This is a genomic window from Paenibacillus sp. WC2504, assembly GCF_052682475.1.
The window spans coordinates 8,061,008-8,080,183 of sequence record NZ_JBQZFH010000001.1; the positions used below are offsets into that span (position 1 = coordinate 8,061,008).

The 19,176-nt window shown below is 48.1% G+C and carries 14 protein-coding genes; all 14 read right to left on the minus strand.

Features of this window, described 5'->3' with window-relative positions; all coding sequences use genetic code 11:
• Positions 1-35: 35 nt before the first annotated feature.
• Positions 36-3,428, minus strand: coding sequence for a collagen binding domain-containing protein (locus tag ACUN27_RS36900; protein ID WP_315955957.1), 3,393 nt, complete (start codon positions 3,426-3,428; stop codon positions 36-38).
• 183 nt (positions 3,429-3,611) lie between these two features.
• A complete protein-coding gene (locus ACUN27_RS36905; RefSeq protein ID WP_445560564.1) occupies positions 3,612-4,373 on the minus strand; it encodes a class D sortase in 762 nt (253 codons plus the stop codon).
• 93 nt (positions 4,374-4,466) lie between these two features.
• Positions 4,467-6,959, minus strand: a complete 2,493-nt coding sequence (gene spoIIE, locus ACUN27_RS36910; RefSeq protein ID WP_445560565.1) for a stage II sporulation protein E — start codon at positions 6,957-6,959, stop codon at positions 4,467-4,469.
• Between the two features lie 350 nt (positions 6,960-7,309).
• A complete protein-coding gene (locus ACUN27_RS36915) occupies positions 7,310-7,897 on the minus strand; it encodes a S1 domain-containing RNA-binding protein (protein WP_445560566.1) in 588 nt (195 codons plus the stop codon).
• A 105-nt stretch (positions 7,898-8,002) separates the two neighbouring features.
• Positions 8,003-8,323 carry an FtsB family cell division protein gene (locus tag ACUN27_RS36920; protein WP_161407612.1) on the minus strand — a complete coding sequence of 107 codons (321 nt, stop codon included), beginning with the start codon at positions 8,321-8,323 and terminating at the stop codon, positions 8,003-8,005.
• Positions 8,324-8,338: 15 nt separating this feature from the next.
• Positions 8,339-8,914: a spore cortex biosynthesis protein YabQ gene (gene yabQ / locus ACUN27_RS36925; protein ID WP_315955954.1), complete on the minus strand. Its 576-nt coding sequence runs from the start codon at positions 8,912-8,914 to the stop codon at positions 8,339-8,341.
• Positions 8,911-9,198, minus strand: coding sequence for a sporulation protein YabP (yabP, locus tag ACUN27_RS36930; protein ID WP_157324487.1), 288 nt, complete (start codon positions 9,196-9,198; stop codon positions 8,911-8,913). Before yabP ends, yabQ begins: the two co-directional genes overlap by 4 nt.
• A 117-nt stretch (positions 9,199-9,315) precedes the next feature.
• Positions 9,316-9,579 carry an RNA-binding S4 domain-containing protein gene (locus ACUN27_RS36935; RefSeq protein WP_127457143.1) on the minus strand — a complete coding sequence of 88 codons (264 nt, stop codon included), beginning with the start codon at positions 9,577-9,579 and terminating at the stop codon, positions 9,316-9,318.
• The gene (locus ACUN27_RS36940; RefSeq protein WP_029197991.1) at positions 9,579-9,851 is read right to left on the minus strand and encodes an HU family DNA-binding protein; all 273 of its coding nucleotides are present in this window, start codon (positions 9,849-9,851) and stop codon (positions 9,579-9,581) included. The genes ACUN27_RS36935 and ACUN27_RS36940 overlap by 1 nt, the downstream gene beginning before the upstream one ends.
• 168 nt (positions 9,852-10,019) lie before the next feature.
• On the minus strand, positions 10,020-11,537 hold the full coding sequence (gene mazG / locus ACUN27_RS36945; RefSeq protein ID WP_445560567.1) for a nucleoside triphosphate pyrophosphohydrolase: 1,518 nt from the start codon (positions 11,535-11,537) through the stop codon (positions 10,020-10,022).
• A 387-nt stretch (positions 11,538-11,924) separates the two neighbouring features.
• Positions 11,925-13,631, minus strand: coding sequence for a putative polysaccharide biosynthesis protein (locus tag ACUN27_RS36950; protein ID WP_326063939.1), 1,707 nt, complete (start codon positions 13,629-13,631; stop codon positions 11,925-11,927).
• 131 nt (positions 13,632-13,762) lie between these two features.
• Positions 13,763-14,305, minus strand: a complete 543-nt coding sequence (spoVT, locus tag ACUN27_RS36955; RefSeq protein ID WP_315955951.1) for a stage V sporulation protein T — start codon at positions 14,303-14,305, stop codon at positions 13,763-13,765.
• Positions 14,306-14,555: 250 nt separating this feature from the next.
• Positions 14,556-15,662, minus strand: coding sequence for a peptidylprolyl isomerase (locus tag ACUN27_RS36960; RefSeq protein ID WP_127457140.1), 1,107 nt, complete (start codon positions 15,660-15,662; stop codon positions 14,556-14,558).
• On the minus strand, positions 15,643-19,170 hold the full coding sequence (gene mfd / locus ACUN27_RS36965; RefSeq protein ID WP_315955950.1) for a transcription-repair coupling factor: 3,528 nt from the start codon (positions 19,168-19,170) through the stop codon (positions 15,643-15,645). Before mfd ends, ACUN27_RS36960 begins: the two co-directional genes overlap by 20 nt.
• Positions 19,171-19,176: the final 6 nt, after the last annotated feature.

Sequence of the window (19,176 nt, forward strand, 5' to 3'; positions counted from 1 at the left end):
AACAGCAAATGAGCTGTTAAGGCTTGGCATCAACTTTAGTTTTTACGCCATTTTCTCCGTAAGAGGAAGCCTAGAAGAATGAGCGCCAAACCGGATAATTTCACTGCCGTGTGACTGGACTCGCCTGTCACCGGGAGTGTCTCCGGCTCGGGGCCTTCCAGTGTCGTTGGCTCTGGACTGAGCGAAGGCGCAGACCCGTTTGATTGGGCAGGCGTTGGACTCGGCGACAAACCAGGACTTGGGCTCGGGCTTGGATTCGGGCTTGGGCTTGTGCCCAGACCCGGACTTGGCGAACCGGACGGAGCAGGCGACGTACTTGGCTTCGGTGATGTTGAAGCACTCGGAGTTGGATCCGGATCATTCGATGATGAATCGTGTTTTGGCGGATTCGTTGGCGTGCTGGATGGTGGGTTAGACGGCGTACTAGACGGCGAATCAGTTGGCGTACTAGTAGGCGGGTTAGATGGCACGGTAGACTTAGTATTGGTTACAGTGATTGAATAATTCTCACCCGAACTTAAGGATACCGGATATTCCTTATCCGCATCCAAAGCGTACCCAGCAGGCGCTGCACTTTCCTTCACTACATAATTGCCCTTAAGCAAGCCTGTGAAGTTAGCAACTCCATTTTCATTCGTGGTCATTGTACCAATCCGATCCAACACCCTGTCGGACTTCCGGTACAAGTCAAAGGTTGCTCCACTGAGCAGTACTGTGTAATTGGACGCATCCACCTTTTTCACGGAGAGCGAGCCCCTTACACCGCTGCCTGTGCCGGAACCGCTCGAAACGCCAACAATAATATCCTGTACGGTTTCCTTGGTCACTGTCGTTACATTGTTGCCACTCAGGATAACCTTATTGGAAACCGTATCCTTATCATTGGCCGCGATGAGCGATTGGTACTCCAAGATATAGGCGGAACGAATAGGATTCACAAATTGCAGGCGGAACGTTTGTTTGCCGCTTGCATCTGTTTCGATAACCAAAGTATAGTCGACTTCCTTGGTTAACTCTGCCCCTTTCGTTACATTGCCATTCATATCAACTATCGTTTTAAACAGATGGAACGTATCCAACAGCAGCAGCTGATTTACCGTAGGCGTATCGATTAATAAAGCATCATTCAAAGTTGACTGTCCTTGATTAATCGTTATCGTCCAATTAATCTTGTCGCCGCTTTGTAACCCTTTTTTGCTGACGTACTCGCCTCCATGTGGAATGTTCACGGTCGCTTTCAGATCGTTCGACACAGGTTTATCCGCATCGAATAGTTTGGCTGTGTTGTTTACAGTGGCACTGTTAATCAACTGTCCGTCCAGACTCGTTTTAAAGACGATAGAATACGGCCCTAATATAGGTTGTTTAAATGAGAGTTTCAATTTATTAGCTGCATCAATTTGATACTCGTACTCAGAAGCATCTACTATACTGCCTAATGTTGTAGTCCCATTTGGGGCAATGACCATCTTATAAACATTAAGCGTGACTACATCGAGCTTTTGATTTGAGTCCAAGAGATCCTCAACGACAGCTTGTTCAATGGGCTTACTATTATAGTTGACCCCTACGGTCCAAGTAATCTGTTTGTGCGCAGCGTCATAGGTACCGTTTTTGAAACCATTATTCTTGACTTCGTCCCTTGTATAAAAAATATCCGTAACTGTCTTGGTTTGCTCATTTTCCCAACGATCCAACCAGGCCATTTGAGCTGTGTTATAGAAATCTGTTCTGCTGCCTGCAGGTTGAATCCAATCCAGATTAAATGCTGTTTTGTAATTAATGGTCACCGGTCCGGTTAAAGGATTCTTGAATCTTACAATAAAGCCATCCTCAGGAGCTACAGAGTCGTCTAATGTATATTCAGATGGATCCAGCACTCCTGCGCCTTGCTTGACTTTAAAGGTATCTGGAAGAAGACGAAGCCCCTTGTAAGGGAATGTATCTGTCACAACCACGTGGCTCATTTGCTGGTTGTCGCCATTAATCGCAATATTCCATTCAACTATCTTAGTATTATAATCGATATGCCCGTCGCTTTTGACAATTGCCACCTGATTAATTGGCTTAACAACCGTATCACTGCTTCCACCACCTGAAGTAACTGTGTTGGTTACGGAACCATTGTCCAAAACAGGTTTGCTTGCCTTCGTTTTATAAATTATTTTATAAGCTGATGAAATATCTTGAAGAAACTGCAGCTTGAATCCCTTCTTACCCTCTGCCGTCTGCGGTGTTAATGTATACTCTGTAGCAGGCACTACACTACCCAACACTTCGCCGCCTGCCCCATTAAATGTGACCGGAAATACTTGAAAGGATTCGGCTACTAACTCGTGGGACTCATTGAATAGGTCTGATAACCAAGCTGTCGATTGCGGGATATTCCCCTCATTATAATTATATTGAATTGCCCAACTTATCGTCTGCGTTCCTGTCGCGTAGTCAGTTGCGATCTTCTTAAGCACGCTTCCATGCTTGACTTCAACTGTTGCAGTTGCTTGAACCGGTGTCTTATTGCTTCCGGACAGTGTCGCTGTGTTCACAAACGATGACTTGGTTGAGTCCGTAATTGGCGTTGCGAACTGTATCCGGTATGCATGAGTAATCGGGTTATCAGCAAAGTGAACGGCAAGAATGCTGCCATCCGTGCTTACTGTATACTGGCTGCTATCCAACAGCTCTCCCAAAATCATAGTGCCATCCAATTTTACGTCCAGAGAATAAACCGCAACGGAAACAGGAACAGCCAACCCCGCAGGTATAGGATCTTTTACGACCGCTTGTTGAATGGAGTCCATCGACTTGTTCACATCAACGGTCCAATCAATTTGCTTCGCATTAAAACCGTTAGCCACACCTGCTTTACTTATGGTAGAAGGAACATCCGGCCTGAAAATAAGGGTAAAGACCTCTTCTCCCGAATTTATCGGAATCGTAATAATTTGCGTTGTCGATCCAGTTATTTGGCTTTTATTAAACTGGGTATTGATCGTGAGGGTCCCTCTTACATTATCATGGCTTTCAATGAAGTTATTAAAAGTAATGATGACTTGGCGGCTGTCCTTGTTCACTTGAAAGGTTCCAACTTGATCGTCACCAGTAGTCAAAGTCCCACCCACGTTATTAAATAACAAAAATTGCGCTGGCAGCATAAACGTATAGGTGTCGCCTGCACGGTAACTATGACCGTCCGGCAAAGACCAGGTATAGTCCAGCCTTACTCTAGCTCCCTGATCGTAGACGTTTCCTGTTACGACTTGTCCCGCACTGTCGTAAACAGCCATCGACACGCTCTCCAAAATGTTATCAGTATTGGAGATTTCAGTAGCGTTTGCTTTGGTTGAAACGCTGACTGCATACAAGCACTGCATGAAAACTAACAATATAACGAGTAGCAGCTTCAATTCCTTCTTCAACATCTTCATAAATTCCCTCCATCCCTACACGTGTGTGGACCAAAAAAACTTAATTCACCTTTGATACAAAATGTATCAGAAAATACCACACTATACAATACATAACGTATCAATATAATTATTATATGATACATTTTGTATTGTATACGTCATAACAGTTTCACATCGGACTAAAGTGAAAGCAAAATCTTTTTAGTCCGATGATTCAACAATTTTTCCTTTTATAATTAAACGGTGCGTCGGATTAACCATGGGGTCGCAGGTAATTAATGTTATTTCCTTATCCTTACCATTACCCTTTAAGACCGAAACATCTGTAGGAAGGACATATTGCTTATCCTCCACCATGTATTTGAAATGTTTGCTCCCTGTCTCCACTTGAATGATGTCACCCAGGTCAACTTCATCTAGTCGGTTAAAATTTTTCCCATAGGTCAAATTTCTGTGGCCAGCTATCGCATAGTTGCCTACCTCGCCCGGTTTCCCCGTATTAGCAATACTTGCAACGGATACTTTCAAATTCTTCACGGTTGCGTCGGTCAAAATAGGAAGTTTCAAATTGATTTTATCGATCCGCAGTACACCCTCCACATTTTTGGGCAGCGGTGTCGGTTTCGGCGCAACTTGCATCTCCAGAGGCTGTGCCTGCTTTACACTAGGCGGATTAATTGGTGGATTAGTAGCAGCCGAATCAACAGATCCCGCGGTATCCACTGGGCCCATAGCACCCAAGCTGCCAGTTGCCTCGACTTTTCCTATGAGCGTATCCACACCCTCAGTTTGTGCACTCTCACTCTCCTCCTGCGGGATCTGATCCATGAGCTGCAAACTTTCCTGCCATTGATTCATAATCTTCTGCTGCTGATAACTCTCGTACCGGTCATTCAAGGCTGGATATAGAAAAATCAAGACGCCGAGGATGATGCATGCGAGAGAAAGCACTTTCCTGAACATGCCATACCGCCTTTCTCATAAATCCTGTAATACCCTTATTTTCCCACACCAAAACCGCAACAGCAAATGAGCTGTTACGGCTTCATTTTCTAACTAACTGACTGTTTTGGGACGCTCCATGCGCGTAATCCCCGGCCAGCGGAATGTCGCCCACTCCGGCTGCCGCTTCTCTACGCGAGCGACAACGACCGTCATATCATCCTGAATTTCGCCATGATGATGGCGGAAAATTCGTTCCAGCAAACAATCCGCGAACTCTTGCGGCAAGGTCGTGTCAATCTCATGGATCATGCGCTTCATCCACATCTCCTTATTCACCGCATGACCAGGCGCATCATAGATCCCATCGGTCATCATGACGAGGATATCTCCCGATTGGAGAGGGATAGAAACCAGATCGACATCGATCTCGCTTAAAATGCCCACAGGCAGATTATTCGCGGAGATGGAGATCACCTCGTTCCCTCGCTTAATAAAGCTCGGTATGGAGCCAATTTTCATGAACGTCGTATTGGCATTGTACATGTCAATCAAAGCCATATCCACCGTTGCATACATCTCATCGGAGGAACGGAGCATCAGCACGGAGTTCAGAGACTTGATCGCCAGCTTCTCGTCCATCCCGGACTGCAGCAGCTGCTGCAGGATGCTAAGGGCGGTCTGACTCTCGGCCCGCGCCCGCTCGCCGTTGCCCATGCCGTCGCTAAGCGCAACGGCATACTTGCCATTGCCCAGCTCCACCGTGGAGAAGCTGTCGCCCGAGAAAAGGTCGCCCCCTTTGGCCGCGCCGGCGACCCCGGTCTCTACTACGAATTCTTTGGCAGAGCCGAATACGACCGTGCTGTAGCCTTCGCCGCGCTCATGCATCTCTTCGCGCATTACGGCGACATTCTCGCCGATGATTTCGCTCAGCAGCGGCGCAATGATTTTCCGGCATTCATCGAAGCCTTTCGTGTATTGATGAATGATTTCAATTTCAATATTTCCTTCATCTAAGGAAATGATGTCGATTGAATGAATCGATAAGCCCAGCTCCTCTAGCGCATTGCGAATTTGCTCCTCCTGAAGGAACAACTCCTGCCCTTCCCGTTTAATTTCCTTCGCCAGGTCCTCCATCACCTGCGAGACACCAGATAGCTGATCTGCAACCAGATGACGGCTATCCATAATTTGTTTTTTCCAATGCAAATCATTTTTGTACAAGCTATATTGCTGCTTCATCACATCAAGCACCTGATCCGTCCGATTACACACCTTCTTCCATTCCGCAGGTATTTGCTTCTTCGTCATATTCTCCTTTGTCTCAATATTGGTCATCATATCCGTCATAAACGTATAGGTTTGGTAAAATTTCTGATCCCAGCACTGGCTCTTCTTCCAGCAGGATTCACAAGTTTTCTGTGCAACGGCATTCATGAAATGCCCAACTTCCTCCTCCTTACGGCTGACCGCATCATCCGTCGTTAATTGTTTAAAGCTGCGTGACAGCTGCCGGAACACTTCCGAGAACTGTTCCACACGGCTGGCTGTCACATCGCGAACCCGCTTCGCATAGTCCTGCTGCGATTTGAGATTCTCCTGCGTGCCAGGCACATATTTGGCAAGCGTAAGAATCAGGCTCCTCGGCGTAAGGAGAAACAGCGTAACGGCCGCAAGCGATTCCCATGCGGAGTTGATCATATCGGCACTCGAACCTATATAGAACGATAGAATCGAAGATCCCAGCAGCATACCGAAAGCAACAGCGAGCCGATTCCCTTCCTTGAGCAGTCCCGCTAACATTCCAGAGAAGGCAAGCAAGCTCATTTGATAGATGGCGTTGCTATTAGCAAGACTTAAGATAAGCCCTGTGATGACGCCAACCGAGGCTCCAAAAGGCGCTCCGCCTACCAATGCAAATAGTAGAATCAAGTATCGGGAGAGCACGTGCTCTACGGTGACAGGCCCCATTACCCAGCTCACCGTCCCTGTCATAACGGATGCCAACAAAATGATTAAGCAGATGATTTCCTCATGTTTCAAATGATAGTTTTTACGGGTAAGTGTGAATACCGGAATAGCTTGTATGAAAATCAGTGTCAGCACTAAACTAAGCAGCGCCTCTACGGACAGCATCATCAGGGAATACCAGCTTAAATTCGATACGACCAACTCTGCAAAAAGCTGAACCAGGAAGGTTGAACTGAAAACGAGCAGCGGAGCGAGTGTAAGATCGGAACGCTCAAACTTTTCAAACGCTTTTTGAACGAGCAGGAAGACGATAATCTCAGTAACAAGATATCCTGTATTCGAATTGATGGACAGTAAGCTACCGGCAAACGCCGCAATACCCACCCAATGTAAAATGTCTCTCCTCGTAAAGTAGATAACTGCGATAAAGGCTAAAGCAAACGGAGATAGCTGTTCGAGGATCATCGCACGTCCAAGAAGGAATGCCATGACGATGAGGAGAAAAGACCACTTCTTAGCCACAAAAGCTTGAACAAAACGATTTTCCACTGCCGCACTATGAGCACCTGTTTTCGCTCTTTGCCATATTCCTGACCATCCACCGCTAATCGTCGCTCCTAGGCTTCTTCTTTGCATGCTTTGAACACCATCCATTCTTCCCTTATTTGTTTCTCTAGTATAGAGACAATCTAGCAGAAAGTTTGTCAGAATGAGTTGATAGATTCAAAGAAATTTCCGACAAGCCGCGCCAGCCGTGTCACCCACCCCCAGCCCTTGCCGCGTCTCGCTTTATTACGCTGAAAGCGTATCCAAAAGTCTGATCCTCCCGAACTTTCGCCACGCAGATGGGGGAGATACCCGTAACTCCATGTCGATTGGAATTGACCATACGATGAATTGTAATAATTGGTAATTCGGCAGAAACCATTGCAAAATAAAAAAACCACACCCGCCTAAGCGAAATGTGGTTCTATTATAAGCATCTATTAGTCTCTTCTTCCGCCTCGACCACCGCGTTTGGACTCGGTGTTCTTCTTCAGAGACGAAATCCGCTCTTCACTATCTTTAAGGAAACGAGATACTTTATCTTCGAACGAGAACGGTCTAGCTCCGCCTTGCTGCTTGTTAAAGCCGCCGCGACCGCCACCACCGCCGCCGCCACGATTGAAGCCGCCGCCTGGACGACCGCCGCCTGGGCCACCACTAGGAGGACCACTGCGTTCTCCGCCACTGCTTGGACGACCACCTTGGAAGCCGCCTGGACGATCTCCGCTCGGGCGTCCTTGATAGCTGCTGCCACCTGTACGTTCAGGACGAGCTGGTCTTTCCTCAACTGGCTTGTCAATCGTTTGCTTGATCGACAGTCCGATCTTGCCATCCTTGTCCACGTTAATCACTTTGACCAATACTTTGTCTTCCAGCTTTAAATGGTCATTAACGTCTTTCACATAATTGTCTGCGATCTCCGAAATGTGAACAAGACCGGTAACTCCTTCAGCAAGCTCGACGAATGCTCCAAAGTGAGTAATCCCCGTCACTCTACCCTCTAACTTGGTGCCAACTTCAATTGCCATAAAGTAAAATGTTCCTCCCTTAAAATGTTGAAAACACTGGCTACGCCGATTATAACCGATGCAGAAACCACGGTCAACACGGCATTCGCCCCTTCTTCAGTCCTTTTATTGCTTCGAGACACTAAGTGGCGTCTCTCCCGTTTTGCTATAGTGAAAATCCCGGCGAATAATTTGATCCAAGTATTCGTCATTATGAAGCCTACTGATTTCCTTCTGCGTCTGCTCCTTGACCTTCTTCGCATCAACGAGCTGTTGCTCCATATTCGCCACGGCATTTCTCTTCTCGTGAAGCTTAGCGAACTGCCCCCAAATGTTAACAGCAGCCCAACTCATAAAACAGAGAACAAAGATCATCAGAAAACGCAGTCTTCGCTTTGAGCCTACACTACTGCTGCGCTTGTTTGGTGCGGTTGCTTGAGCCTGCATGTATAGGAATTCCTCCTACTTTGAGAATAACCTGCGATATAACGTTACGATCTTGCCCGTCAGCTTCTTCAACCAATCAGGGATCACGAAATATTTATGCACAGGCCGAGTCATCCAGAGGAGTAATCTCCACAAAGGATAAAGCAATTGTAGCACAATTCTGTAAAGGAATATAGCTACAGCAAGCAAAAAGCCCAAAATTATCACAGTTAGACGATATAAGCCAATGATCGGTTTAATGATAAGAATTTCGACGGTTTTTGCAATAAACTTGTAAATCGCGATAACTACTCGTATGAGAAACAGCGTCAGATGAACCACTACCTGGCTGAGGAAGGCGAAATAAAAGCAAATACCGATCCCCATTCCCAGAAAAATAAACATACGAACTTGTCCTTCATTGCTGTAAATCAACAGTCGGAACACAAGGATTGTCGCCACAATCCAATACACCGTATCAACGAGCGGAATCGTCCATCGCGGCAGCCTGAGCTTACCGGAAAGCACTCGAAACACATCAAACATCGCGCTAATGGCGACCCCGCTCAAAAACATCATAAAAATCGTGTGGAATTGAACGTTCAGCGTCACTTGAATAATTTACCAAGAAATCCCTTGGATTTCTCCTGGGTATTTCCATCCACATACGATAATTCTTGAATAAGTCCTTCAATGGCGACTAACCCCTGCTCCAAGCTCAAATTCTTAATGTGCAAATTCTGCCCCTTGATCATCAAGTAGCCCATTTCCGTTTCAAGGAGGAACTCTTCGCTGTCAAAGCTCTCTACGTTCAAAACTCCGGAGATCTCCAAGAGCTTGCGATTCAGCATTTTGATTTCTTGCCGTTTGTTCGTATTTTTAACGGGTTCCATCATGGCCTGTACCCCTCCTTCATCTATCATTACGATATGGGAGGATGTCCTATTTTAGAACCAAAAAAAAGCCCAAGATCCCTCATCCGGGAATCCTGGACTATTCGGTGTTCAACCGTGTTACTCGGACTGATAAGCCTCTTCCTTGACCAGCGTGTACATCTTCGCAGCGTCTTCCTTACGGGTCGACTCCGACAGGAGCTCTACGCGAATCGTCACCTTTTTCTGACCAAATTGAATAGCCAATTCGTCGCCGACTTTCACTTGCGTACTCGCCTTGGCATCTCTGCCGTTAATCCAGACACGCCCTTGGTCGGACACGTCCTTCGCTACGGTTCGGCGCTTAATCAGTCGAGATACTTTTAAAAACTTGTCAATTCGCATTATTTTACAGCGTCTTTAAGCTTGTTACCCGCTTTGAAAGCTGGAACGTTGGATTCCGCGATCACAATTGGGTTACCAGTTTGTGGGTTGCGGCCTGTACGACCGGAACGTTTGCGAGTTTCGAAAGTTCCGAAACCGATTAATTGAACTTTATCTCCGGATGAAAGAGCGTCTGTAACTTCACCAAGGAATCCGTTAAGTACAACTTCTACGTCTTTCTTAGTTAGTCCGCTTTTTTCTGCAATGTTGTTGATCAAATCCGTTTTGTTCATGTGATTTGTTACCTCCCAAAAATAGTTGAAGATCATGTCTTCTATGTACCAAAATTCGCAAAGCTGAGAGACTTTGAACGATGTTCAAATATCCCTACTATTAAATTTCCATATTCAACCTTACACCAAACTTAGTATTCTTCTTTTTTCGTCAAATTCCTTCTATTACTAGCGAAGTTTTGTAACTTTTTTTGCTTCCTGCCAATAATTTTCCATCTCTGATAACCCAGTTTGTTCAAAAGAAAGCCCTTTTAAACGTAGCTGATCTTCAATATATGAAAATCTTTGAATAAATTTTCGATTTGTGTGTGCAATAGCTTCTTCCGGATCAATTTTGAGGAATCTAGCAACATTTACGATAGAAAAAAGCACATCCCCAAGCTCCTCAAGCCGATCTTGAGCCGCGTCTTCTGACGTATTTTCGATTGCCTCCCGCAGCTCTGCCAACTCTTCATCCAGCTTCTCAAGCACCTCTCGCAGCTCAGGCCAATCAAAACCAACGGTAGCCGCCTTCTTCTGCAGCTTCAAGGCCTTCATGAGCCCCGGCAACTCCCGTGGAACGCCATCCAGGACCGATTGCTTCGTCACGTCAATGCCTTTCTTCCGCTTCTCCTCGACCTTCATCGCATTCCAGTTCACAAGCGCCTCATCGGCATCTTCCGCTTTGTTGTTCCCGAACACGTGCGGATGGCGGCGAATGAGCTTCTCGTTCAACGTAGCAATGACGTCATACACAGTGAATGTCCCGATCTCCTCTTCCATCTGCGCATGGAGCATAACTTGCAGCAGCAAATCTCCCAGCTCTTCGCACATGTGCTCAGGATCATCTTCATCGATCGTCTCCAGCACTTCGTAAGCTTCTTCTATGAGATTTTTGCGGAGGCTGGCATGCGTCTGCTCGCGATCCCAAGGACAGCCCTCTGGACTCCGAAGAATTTGCACGATTTCATGCAAACGGCCAAAAGTGCGATAGTGGACCTCGTCCTGCTCGCTCTTCGGCACCCAAACAAGCGATAAATTTCCGTAACCTTTCACATGATCCAGCTCATGCAGCGGCACTTCGATAATCTGCTCGGCACCTGCCACGCCCAGAGAGTGGCCGACAACAACGCGATATTCATCCGGGTACGTCTCCATGAGAGAAATCTTGAGGTCTGACGCCGTGTAGGTGTCGTAGACCTGCCCAATAATTGTATGCATCTGCGGATTAAGCGCATAGCGGCTGAGACTGGTCGCATCCAGCAACTGGAAGCCATCGATCGGATCGAAACCGAAGCGTAAGAATGCCTGATCCAGAAAACTTTCTCCCCCCATGACTTGGAGCGAGATCCCTTCTTCCGGACACCGCTGCTTCAAAAGCTGAACCGTGTACTCCGCCACCATAGGGTGACCAGGGACAGCATAGATGACCTCGGTGGATGCGTCTTTGGCAGATTGAATAAGTGACTCTGCAATAGATTCATAAACCCCTTCAAAACTTTGATGAGCAATATAATTGGCGTCGAAAGTTTGGTAAGGGATTTGATTGCTGTCCAGCATACGGACCATCGGATGGTCCTCCGTGCGCAAATAGAGCGCGGCTTGTGATTTCGCTGCACTTTGGAGCTTTTTCCAGACGCCGAGTGTGAGCTGGTCCTCGTCTCCCGTTCCGAGTCCGACGACAGTTATGTGAGCTTGAGTTGACATGGATGGCACCTCCTGAAATATGTATGGGACCCGAATTGGGTCCAAAAAGCCCAGGCTCCTCTCCTTCGCGGGAGGGTTAATCACGGGTTAAGGGACTCTTAGCGGGCTTACTGCAAAAAGTGAAGGTCTTTGCTAGGTAAATCCCCTCGTGTGCAAGTTTTACTGCAAGAAGTGCAGGTTATTTTAAGCAAATCAGCCGATTTGGCTGTTTTTCGAGGAATTTCCTGTATGAAATGCAGGACGTGTCAGGATTAGCCGCCATGATGCTAATTTCACTGCACATTTTGCAGGAAATTGCATTTGCTGCAATGTGCAATGGCAACTGCAAAGCTAATAGCAGGGGCAACTGCAAGGGCAAGGGCAGCGCATGCGCAGCTGCCGGGAACCCTACCGGCCGGCTGAACGCCCCGCCGGCCAGATCCGAGCCAGGACCGGCGCCAGCTTCCGGTCCAGCTCCGGCATCAGCCGCAGCTCCTCGCGGCTGATGCTGCCGCTGCGCAGCAGCACAAGCCCGTAGACGGCCGCGCCGCCGGCTACCCCAACCAAAGCGATTGCGCTCGCGCTCAATCGCTCAGGCAAGTGCCATGCCGCCACAGCGGGCATGGCTAGCAGCTGCAGCGCTGCGAGGCAGACGCCCATCGCCACCACGCCCAGCGTGGGTGCGATGACGTATGGCCGCAGCGCGAAGCGCGCCCCGGTGCAGCGGCGCAGCTGCACCAGATTCAGCCCCGCCGCAGCGGCGTAGGCGATGACCGCGCTGAGCGCGGCGCCTTCGATGCCCCAGCGGGGCATGAGCACGACGTTGCCGAGTGCTTTCAACACGATGGCAACGAGCAAGGCCTGCGCCGGCGTGTGGATCGCGCCGGCACCCTGCAGCACGCTGGCGGAGACAGCGTTCAGCGTGCTGAACAAGGCCGTGAACGCCAGCACGGCCATCGTTAGGCTCGCCTCGCTGTTTTTATACAGCATGATATTGATCGGCACCGCGGCAAATGCGAGTCCAAACGAGGCGCCCAGCCCAATTAGCCAAGAGAGCCGGATGGACATTTCCGCGCGCGAGCGCATGACGTCGGTCAATCCTCTTGCCTTCGCATCCGCCATGGCAGGAACGAGGACAGCTGACATTGAGGAGGCTACCATCACAACAAGCTGGACCAACGGCAAGCCGCGGTTATACAAGCCAAACTGCCGCATCGCTTCAAGCTCACTACCTTGCGAAGCTTCTAGCAGCCGAGGCATCGTAAACGTGTCGACCAAAGTCAACAACGGCACTACGATCGCTCCTAAGCAGACAGGAATCGCATAAGCTGCAATCCGTCTCACCCACTGTCGAGTGGACAGGGCCTTAGCTTCAGGACTACTTCCGCCCTCCCGCTCCTCCGAACCATTCAGACTCCGCATCGCTTTTCGCCAATATACATACATAACGACTAGCCCTGCGGCTGCACCGGTAACGGAACCGAAAGTCGCTCCTGCTGCAATCCACTCCTCGTCATAAGCAAGTGCCGCCAAATAAAGCAGTAAAGCAACCATCGTAATAACCCGAATCAACTGCTCCATGACTTGTGAGACCGCGGTTGGCAGCATATTTTGATACCCCTGAAAATAACCGCGCAGCACCGCCAGTGTCGGAGCTAAAAGCAATGCAAAAGAAACGCTTCGAATCGCCTTCTCCGTCTGCTGGATCCCAATCCAACGGGCAATCTCGCCCGCTCCAAGATATAGCAGCACGAACAAAACGATACCGCTGCCCAGCAGCACTGTTCCCGAAATGCGGGCGATGCGTTTCGCCTCACGATGATCGCCGTGAATGACACTCTCCGCCACAAACTTAGAAACAGCGACAGGAAAACCTGCCGTAGCCGCAAATAAAATCAAAATATAAAGCGGATAAACCGCATTATAGATACCAAAAGCGGCATCTCCCGCTACATTTTGCAGCGGTATTTTTTGCAATGTGCCCAGTAACTTCGAAAGCACAGCCGCCGCACCCAGAACCGCAGCCCCTTTTAACAGCTTGGCTGTCCCCTGTTTTCCGGCATTCTGATGGAGCTCTTCGCGATCCATCTGATGCCCCTTGCCGGTCTCCCCCATCCTATTTCTCCTCTGCCTGATGTGATACCTATACACGTATTATAACGAAATAGCTCTATGCAGACAAAAAAAGCTTCTCTTACAGATGAACATCACCTCAGTAAGGAAGCCTTTGTGTTTTATGATTTTCTCTATTGTTCCATCTGTTTCGCCAGAAAACCGGCCGCTGTTTCTACCATCTTCACTTCCATGTTCCCCATTTTTACACTCTCGTCTTTCGAGATCAAAATAACGGAGCCAATAGGATCGCCCCCCGCCACAATCGGAGCAGCGACGAAAGAAGAGAATGTCTCATTCATATCCTTAATAATCTCAAACTGTCCGGAGTTGCTCTCCAAAATCGGTTTACGGTTTTCCATACAGGATTCAATAATTGACCCCACTGATTTTTCTAAGAAATCCTTTTTGGACCCACCAGCCATAGCAATAATCGTGTCTCGGTCTGAAATCATGGCAACATGATTCGTACTCTCAAATAACGACTCTGCGTACTCCTTAGCAAAATCACCGAGCTCTCCAATAGGCGAATATTTCTTCAGAATCACTTCACCATCGCGATCAACGAAAATTTCCAAAGGGTCGCCTTCGCGAATTCGCAGTGTGCGTCGTATTTCCTTGGGAATAACAACTCTCCCTAAATCATCTATCCGACGGACAATTCCAGTTGCTTTCATACCTCTAGATGCCTCACTTTCCGCTCAAGAATTAGATACGACAGGAGCATGAAATCTTGTATGCTAGATCGGGTTTTGGTGGGAACTTGAATTCTATCCATAGTATTCTTCACTTCCCAATCTTCTATGCAGTCGCTTCTGCTAAGGAATTTTTCTTTATGTAGCTTTGCATTGCACCCTGCTGTGATTATGTTGTCCAAAAATAACAAATAAAAACAGGATGTCCATATTCGGACATCCTGGTAAGTTCTTACTTTGCCGCCGGGCTTGCTGCAGGGCTTGCTGCTGGACTTGCAGCAGGGCTTGCCGCTGGAGCCGGGCTTGCTTCCGGTTTAGGCAAATTATTGGTTTCGATCAAGTTCGGGTATTCTTTCTCTGCGAACTCAGAAAGGGATTTCTCCGCAAGCTGAGATTTGATTTGTGTTTTAAGCGTGTCATCTAGCTGTTTCGTGCTTCTGGATTCCACTTTCATAACGTGGTAACCAAAAGAGGATTCAACCGGATCAGAAATTTTGTTCAAAGGAAGTGTACTTGCCGCTTCTTTAAATTCAGGCACCCATTGGTTGATGTCTGCATCTTTGTACGTACCGCCAGCATCTTTAGAACCTGGATCATCGGAATACTCTTTCGCTAGAGCCGCGAAATCTCCGCCGCTATCCAATTTGCCTTTTACTTCTTTCGCTCTTGCCAAAGCTTCGTCCTTCGTACGTAGATCTTTCTGAGTAGCTGCATCCTTCAAGGAGATCAAAATGTGGCTAACTGTTGCGATATCAAAAGCATGTGCAGCCGCTTGCTCGTTATAGGAATCTTGAACAGCTTTGTCCGTGATTTTGCTTTCCATGCTGCCCATTGTGTAGAAACTCATTTTCATCAAAGATTCGATATCTTTCAGCTCGATACCGTTGTCTTTCAACTGCTTGTCCATTCCGCCTTCTTGTTTACCGAAGTAATCCGTGATAGCTTTCATTTGCTCAGTGACTTGTTTGTCAGCATCCGCTTTTACTTTATCATCCGCTTTTGCAGACAATACGCGGAAAGTAACCATTTGCTTCAACATATCTTGTTGAAAAGCCGGGTCTGTCATGAATTGCGCCAATTGTGGTGAGAACATTTTGTTCACATTGATGAAAGAATCGAATTCACCGCGCGTGATTTTGCCGCCTTCTTTGTAAGTCGCAATCACGTCAGCCGGATTCCCTGTTGCTGTTGCAGCTGCAGATGGGGAAGGTGAAGCGGTTGCTGCACCCTCCTTTTTGCTTCCACAAGCACTTAATACGGAAAAAGCAACAAGCAATGCCACCATGCTTAATATCCATTTTTTAGAAAAAAGTCGTTTGCTAGTATGATTTGGCAACATCCTTTAATTCCCCTTTCGTTTTCAGAACATCCTTATATTGTACCAAGAACTTCTCCACCAACTCGATGGAAGCTTCTGGCTTCATACCTTTACAACGAATTACAATATGCAGCTGAGGGTCTGCATTGAGCTTGATCCGCCCATCAAAGCCTTTGGACAAATGGAGCAGTTTCTGACCATCCAGCCTGCCATTTTGGTCAATATGCACCTTGATTAGGTAATCATCCCCTTTTTGGCTGATCGTTTCAATTCGGTACTCCGCACCGTATGCTTTCAGGCGAGCCACTGACAGCAAGTTAAACACGGCCTGCGGCAGATCTCCGAAGCGATCCACGAGCTCATCATGCAGGTCTGCCGCTTCTTCCAACGTGCGAATCGCGGCCACTTTTTTGTAAATCTCGATCTTTTGCATGCTGTCGTAGATGTAGTCGGATGGCAGATAGGCATCCAATTGTATGTCGATGGAAGTGTTCCATTCCGGTTCCGGGACGGTCGCTTCCCCATCTATTTCTAGTTTCAGCTTTGCAATTTCTTCGGCTAACATTTGTGAGTAGAGGTCGAAACCTACAGAAGCAATGAAGCCATGCTGTTCGGCACCCAGCAAGTTCCCTGCACCGCGAATCGACAAATCCCTCATCGCAATTTTAAAGCCTGAGCCAAGTTCTGTAAACTCTTTAATCGCTTGAAGCCTTTTCTCCGCTACTTCCGTGAGCACTTTATCCCGCTGATACGTGAAATAGGCATACGCAACGCGATTCGATCGTCCTACGCGCCCGCGCAGCTGGTACAGCTGGGAAAGCCCCATTTTATCCGCATCATGAACGATAAGCGTGTTCACATTCGGAATATCGACACCGGTCTCGATAATGCTCGTACTGACAAGCACGTCGTATTCTCCATCCAAGAAATCGAGAATCGTTTTCTCGAGTTCCTGCTCACCCATCTGGCCATGGGCAACCGTAACACGGGCATCCGGTATCATCATTGAGATTTGATCGGCGATCTGTGTAATCCCTTGAACGCGGTTGTAAAGGTAATACACTTGACCTTCACGCGCTAACTCCCGCTCGATCGCTTCCCGAACCAAAGTCGGGCCATATTCGACCACATAGGTCTGGACAGGGAAACGATTTTCCGGCGGCGTTTCAATAACGGACAAGTCCCGAACGCCGAGCATAGACATATGCAGCGTTCTTGGAATCGGCGTTGCTGTCAGCGTCAGCACGTCAACATTCGTCTTAAGCCGCTTTAGCTTCTCTTTGTGGGACACGCCAAACCGCTGCTCCTCATCGACAATCAGCAGGCCCAGATCCTTGAATTGCACGTCTTGTGACAGCAATCTATGTGTTCCAATAACAACGTCAACCGTTCCTTTTTTGACGCCCTTCATGACTTCCGTCTGCTCTTTCTTCGAGCGGAAACGGCTGAGCACTCTCACATTAAACGGATAGCCTGAGAAACGCTCGCGGAATGTCTCATAGTGCTGCTGCGCCAAAATCGTTGTCGGCACCAAGACCGCAACCTGCTTCCCGTCAATGGCCGCCTTAAAGGCCGCACGAACGGCAACCTCGGTTTTCCCGTAACCAACGTCACCGCAAAGCAAGCGGTCCATCGGACGCGATTTCTCCATGTCGTTCTTAATCTCTTCGATCGCACGAAGCTGATCCCGTGTTTCATCGTAGGGGAACATGGCTTCGAACTCGTTTTGGTAGGAGCTGTCTTTGCTAAATCCATAACCTGTCGTAGCCTGTCGTTCCGCGTAAAGCTTAATCAATTCATCCGCAATATCCTTAACGGATGCTCTTGCCTTGCTCTTCACTCTAGCCCAGTCGGCTCCGCCAAGCTTATAAACCTTCGGTTCCTTCTCTTCGGAACCTACATATTTCTGAATCAGATCGATCTGGTCAATCGGCACAGACAGCTTATCGCCGCCGGCGTACATGATATGCAAATAATCTTTATGGATACCGCCCACTTCGAGCGTACCTATACCGACGTATTTCCCGATCCCGTGGTTCACATGAACAACGTAATCGCCAATTTTAAGCTCTTGATAGCTTTTGATCCGCTCGGCGTTCTCCAGCTTCTTCTCAACTTTACGGGCTTTGCGCTGTTTCTGTGTGAAAATCTCGCCTTCCGTAATGACAACCAAATGAATCGAAGGCAATTCAAACCCTGTTTGCAGATTCCCATCTACAATTTCAGGCACTTCGATCTGGTAGTCATTCAGAACACGCCTCACCCGTTCAGCACGCTCTTCGCCGTTGGCGAGGAGAATAACGTTGGCTCCGTTTTTCTTCCAACGCTCCATCTCCGCTTTGAGCAAATTCATTTGCCCGTGGAAATTTTGCATCACGCGACTGACGAAGTTCACGATATTCTGCGGTTGAATCCCAACGACCTGACGCAGAAACAGAGATAAATATAACGTTGGAAACGGTCTGCGGTGCAGCAGCGTTTCGTAAGATTTGGACAGCACAAAAGCCGGCAAGCTCTTCCCCTCTGTCAGCGCATGCATCATCCACTCTGCCTCGTCGCGTTCAAGCTGCTTCGCGGTCTCCAGCAAACGAGCCGGTTCGTCGATAATCAGCACAGCATCCTTAGGCATGTAGTCTATGAGGGTCTGTCTTTCCGTATATAAAAGAGAAATATATTTATAAATGCCTGGGAACGTCTGCCCTTCACGGAGCAGTTCAATGTCGTGTCCGATCCCTTCAAGCAGCTTGTCTTTGGCTGTTCGGTCGGTCATCTTCTCCAGCTGTGCCTGCAGCAGCTCATACGCATGCTGGGCAGCAGATTGTAATCGCTTTCTATCCGCTTGAATCTCACGGCAAGGAGGAATCGTAATCGACGTTAATTTATCTATTGACCGCTGGTCACTCACATCAAAAGTACGAATAGAGTCCACATCGACATCAAAAAGTTCAATCCGAATCGCATTTTCCGACGTCAATGGAAACAAATCCAAAATGCCGCCGCGAACGCTCATCTCCCCTTTGGTCTCAACCCGCTCCACGCGTTCGTAGCCCAAATTGGATAAGGTGCTGAGGAGCTCATCCAGTTGAATGGTATCCCCGACTTTAACGGTTATTCGGGATTCTTCGAACACTTGCTTAATCGGAAGTAATCTGCGCACGCCTGCGAACGGAGCAATCACAATGCCGCGGTAACCGCCCGCCAGCTTCGTGAGCACATCAATACGCTGTGCCAGCATCTCCGGACTGGAAGCTGCTTCTTCCGCTGTCAGAAGCTCTTGCGACGGATAGAGCAGAACATCATCGGATGATAGGCATTCTAGCAAATCCTCCGCTATTTTTTGAGCGGCAAACATATTATGAGTAACAATGAATAGCGGGCGCGTTAGCTCTCGCGCAAGAGTTGCGATCATCACTTGCTTGGAGGAACCGGTAAGTCCGGCAACGAGCTGCTCTTTCATCTCGGACCTGATGCCTGACACGATCGTTTGAAAGTCGGTATCCGCAGAAAAAGCCTGAATTAAAGCTTGCAAACAAGT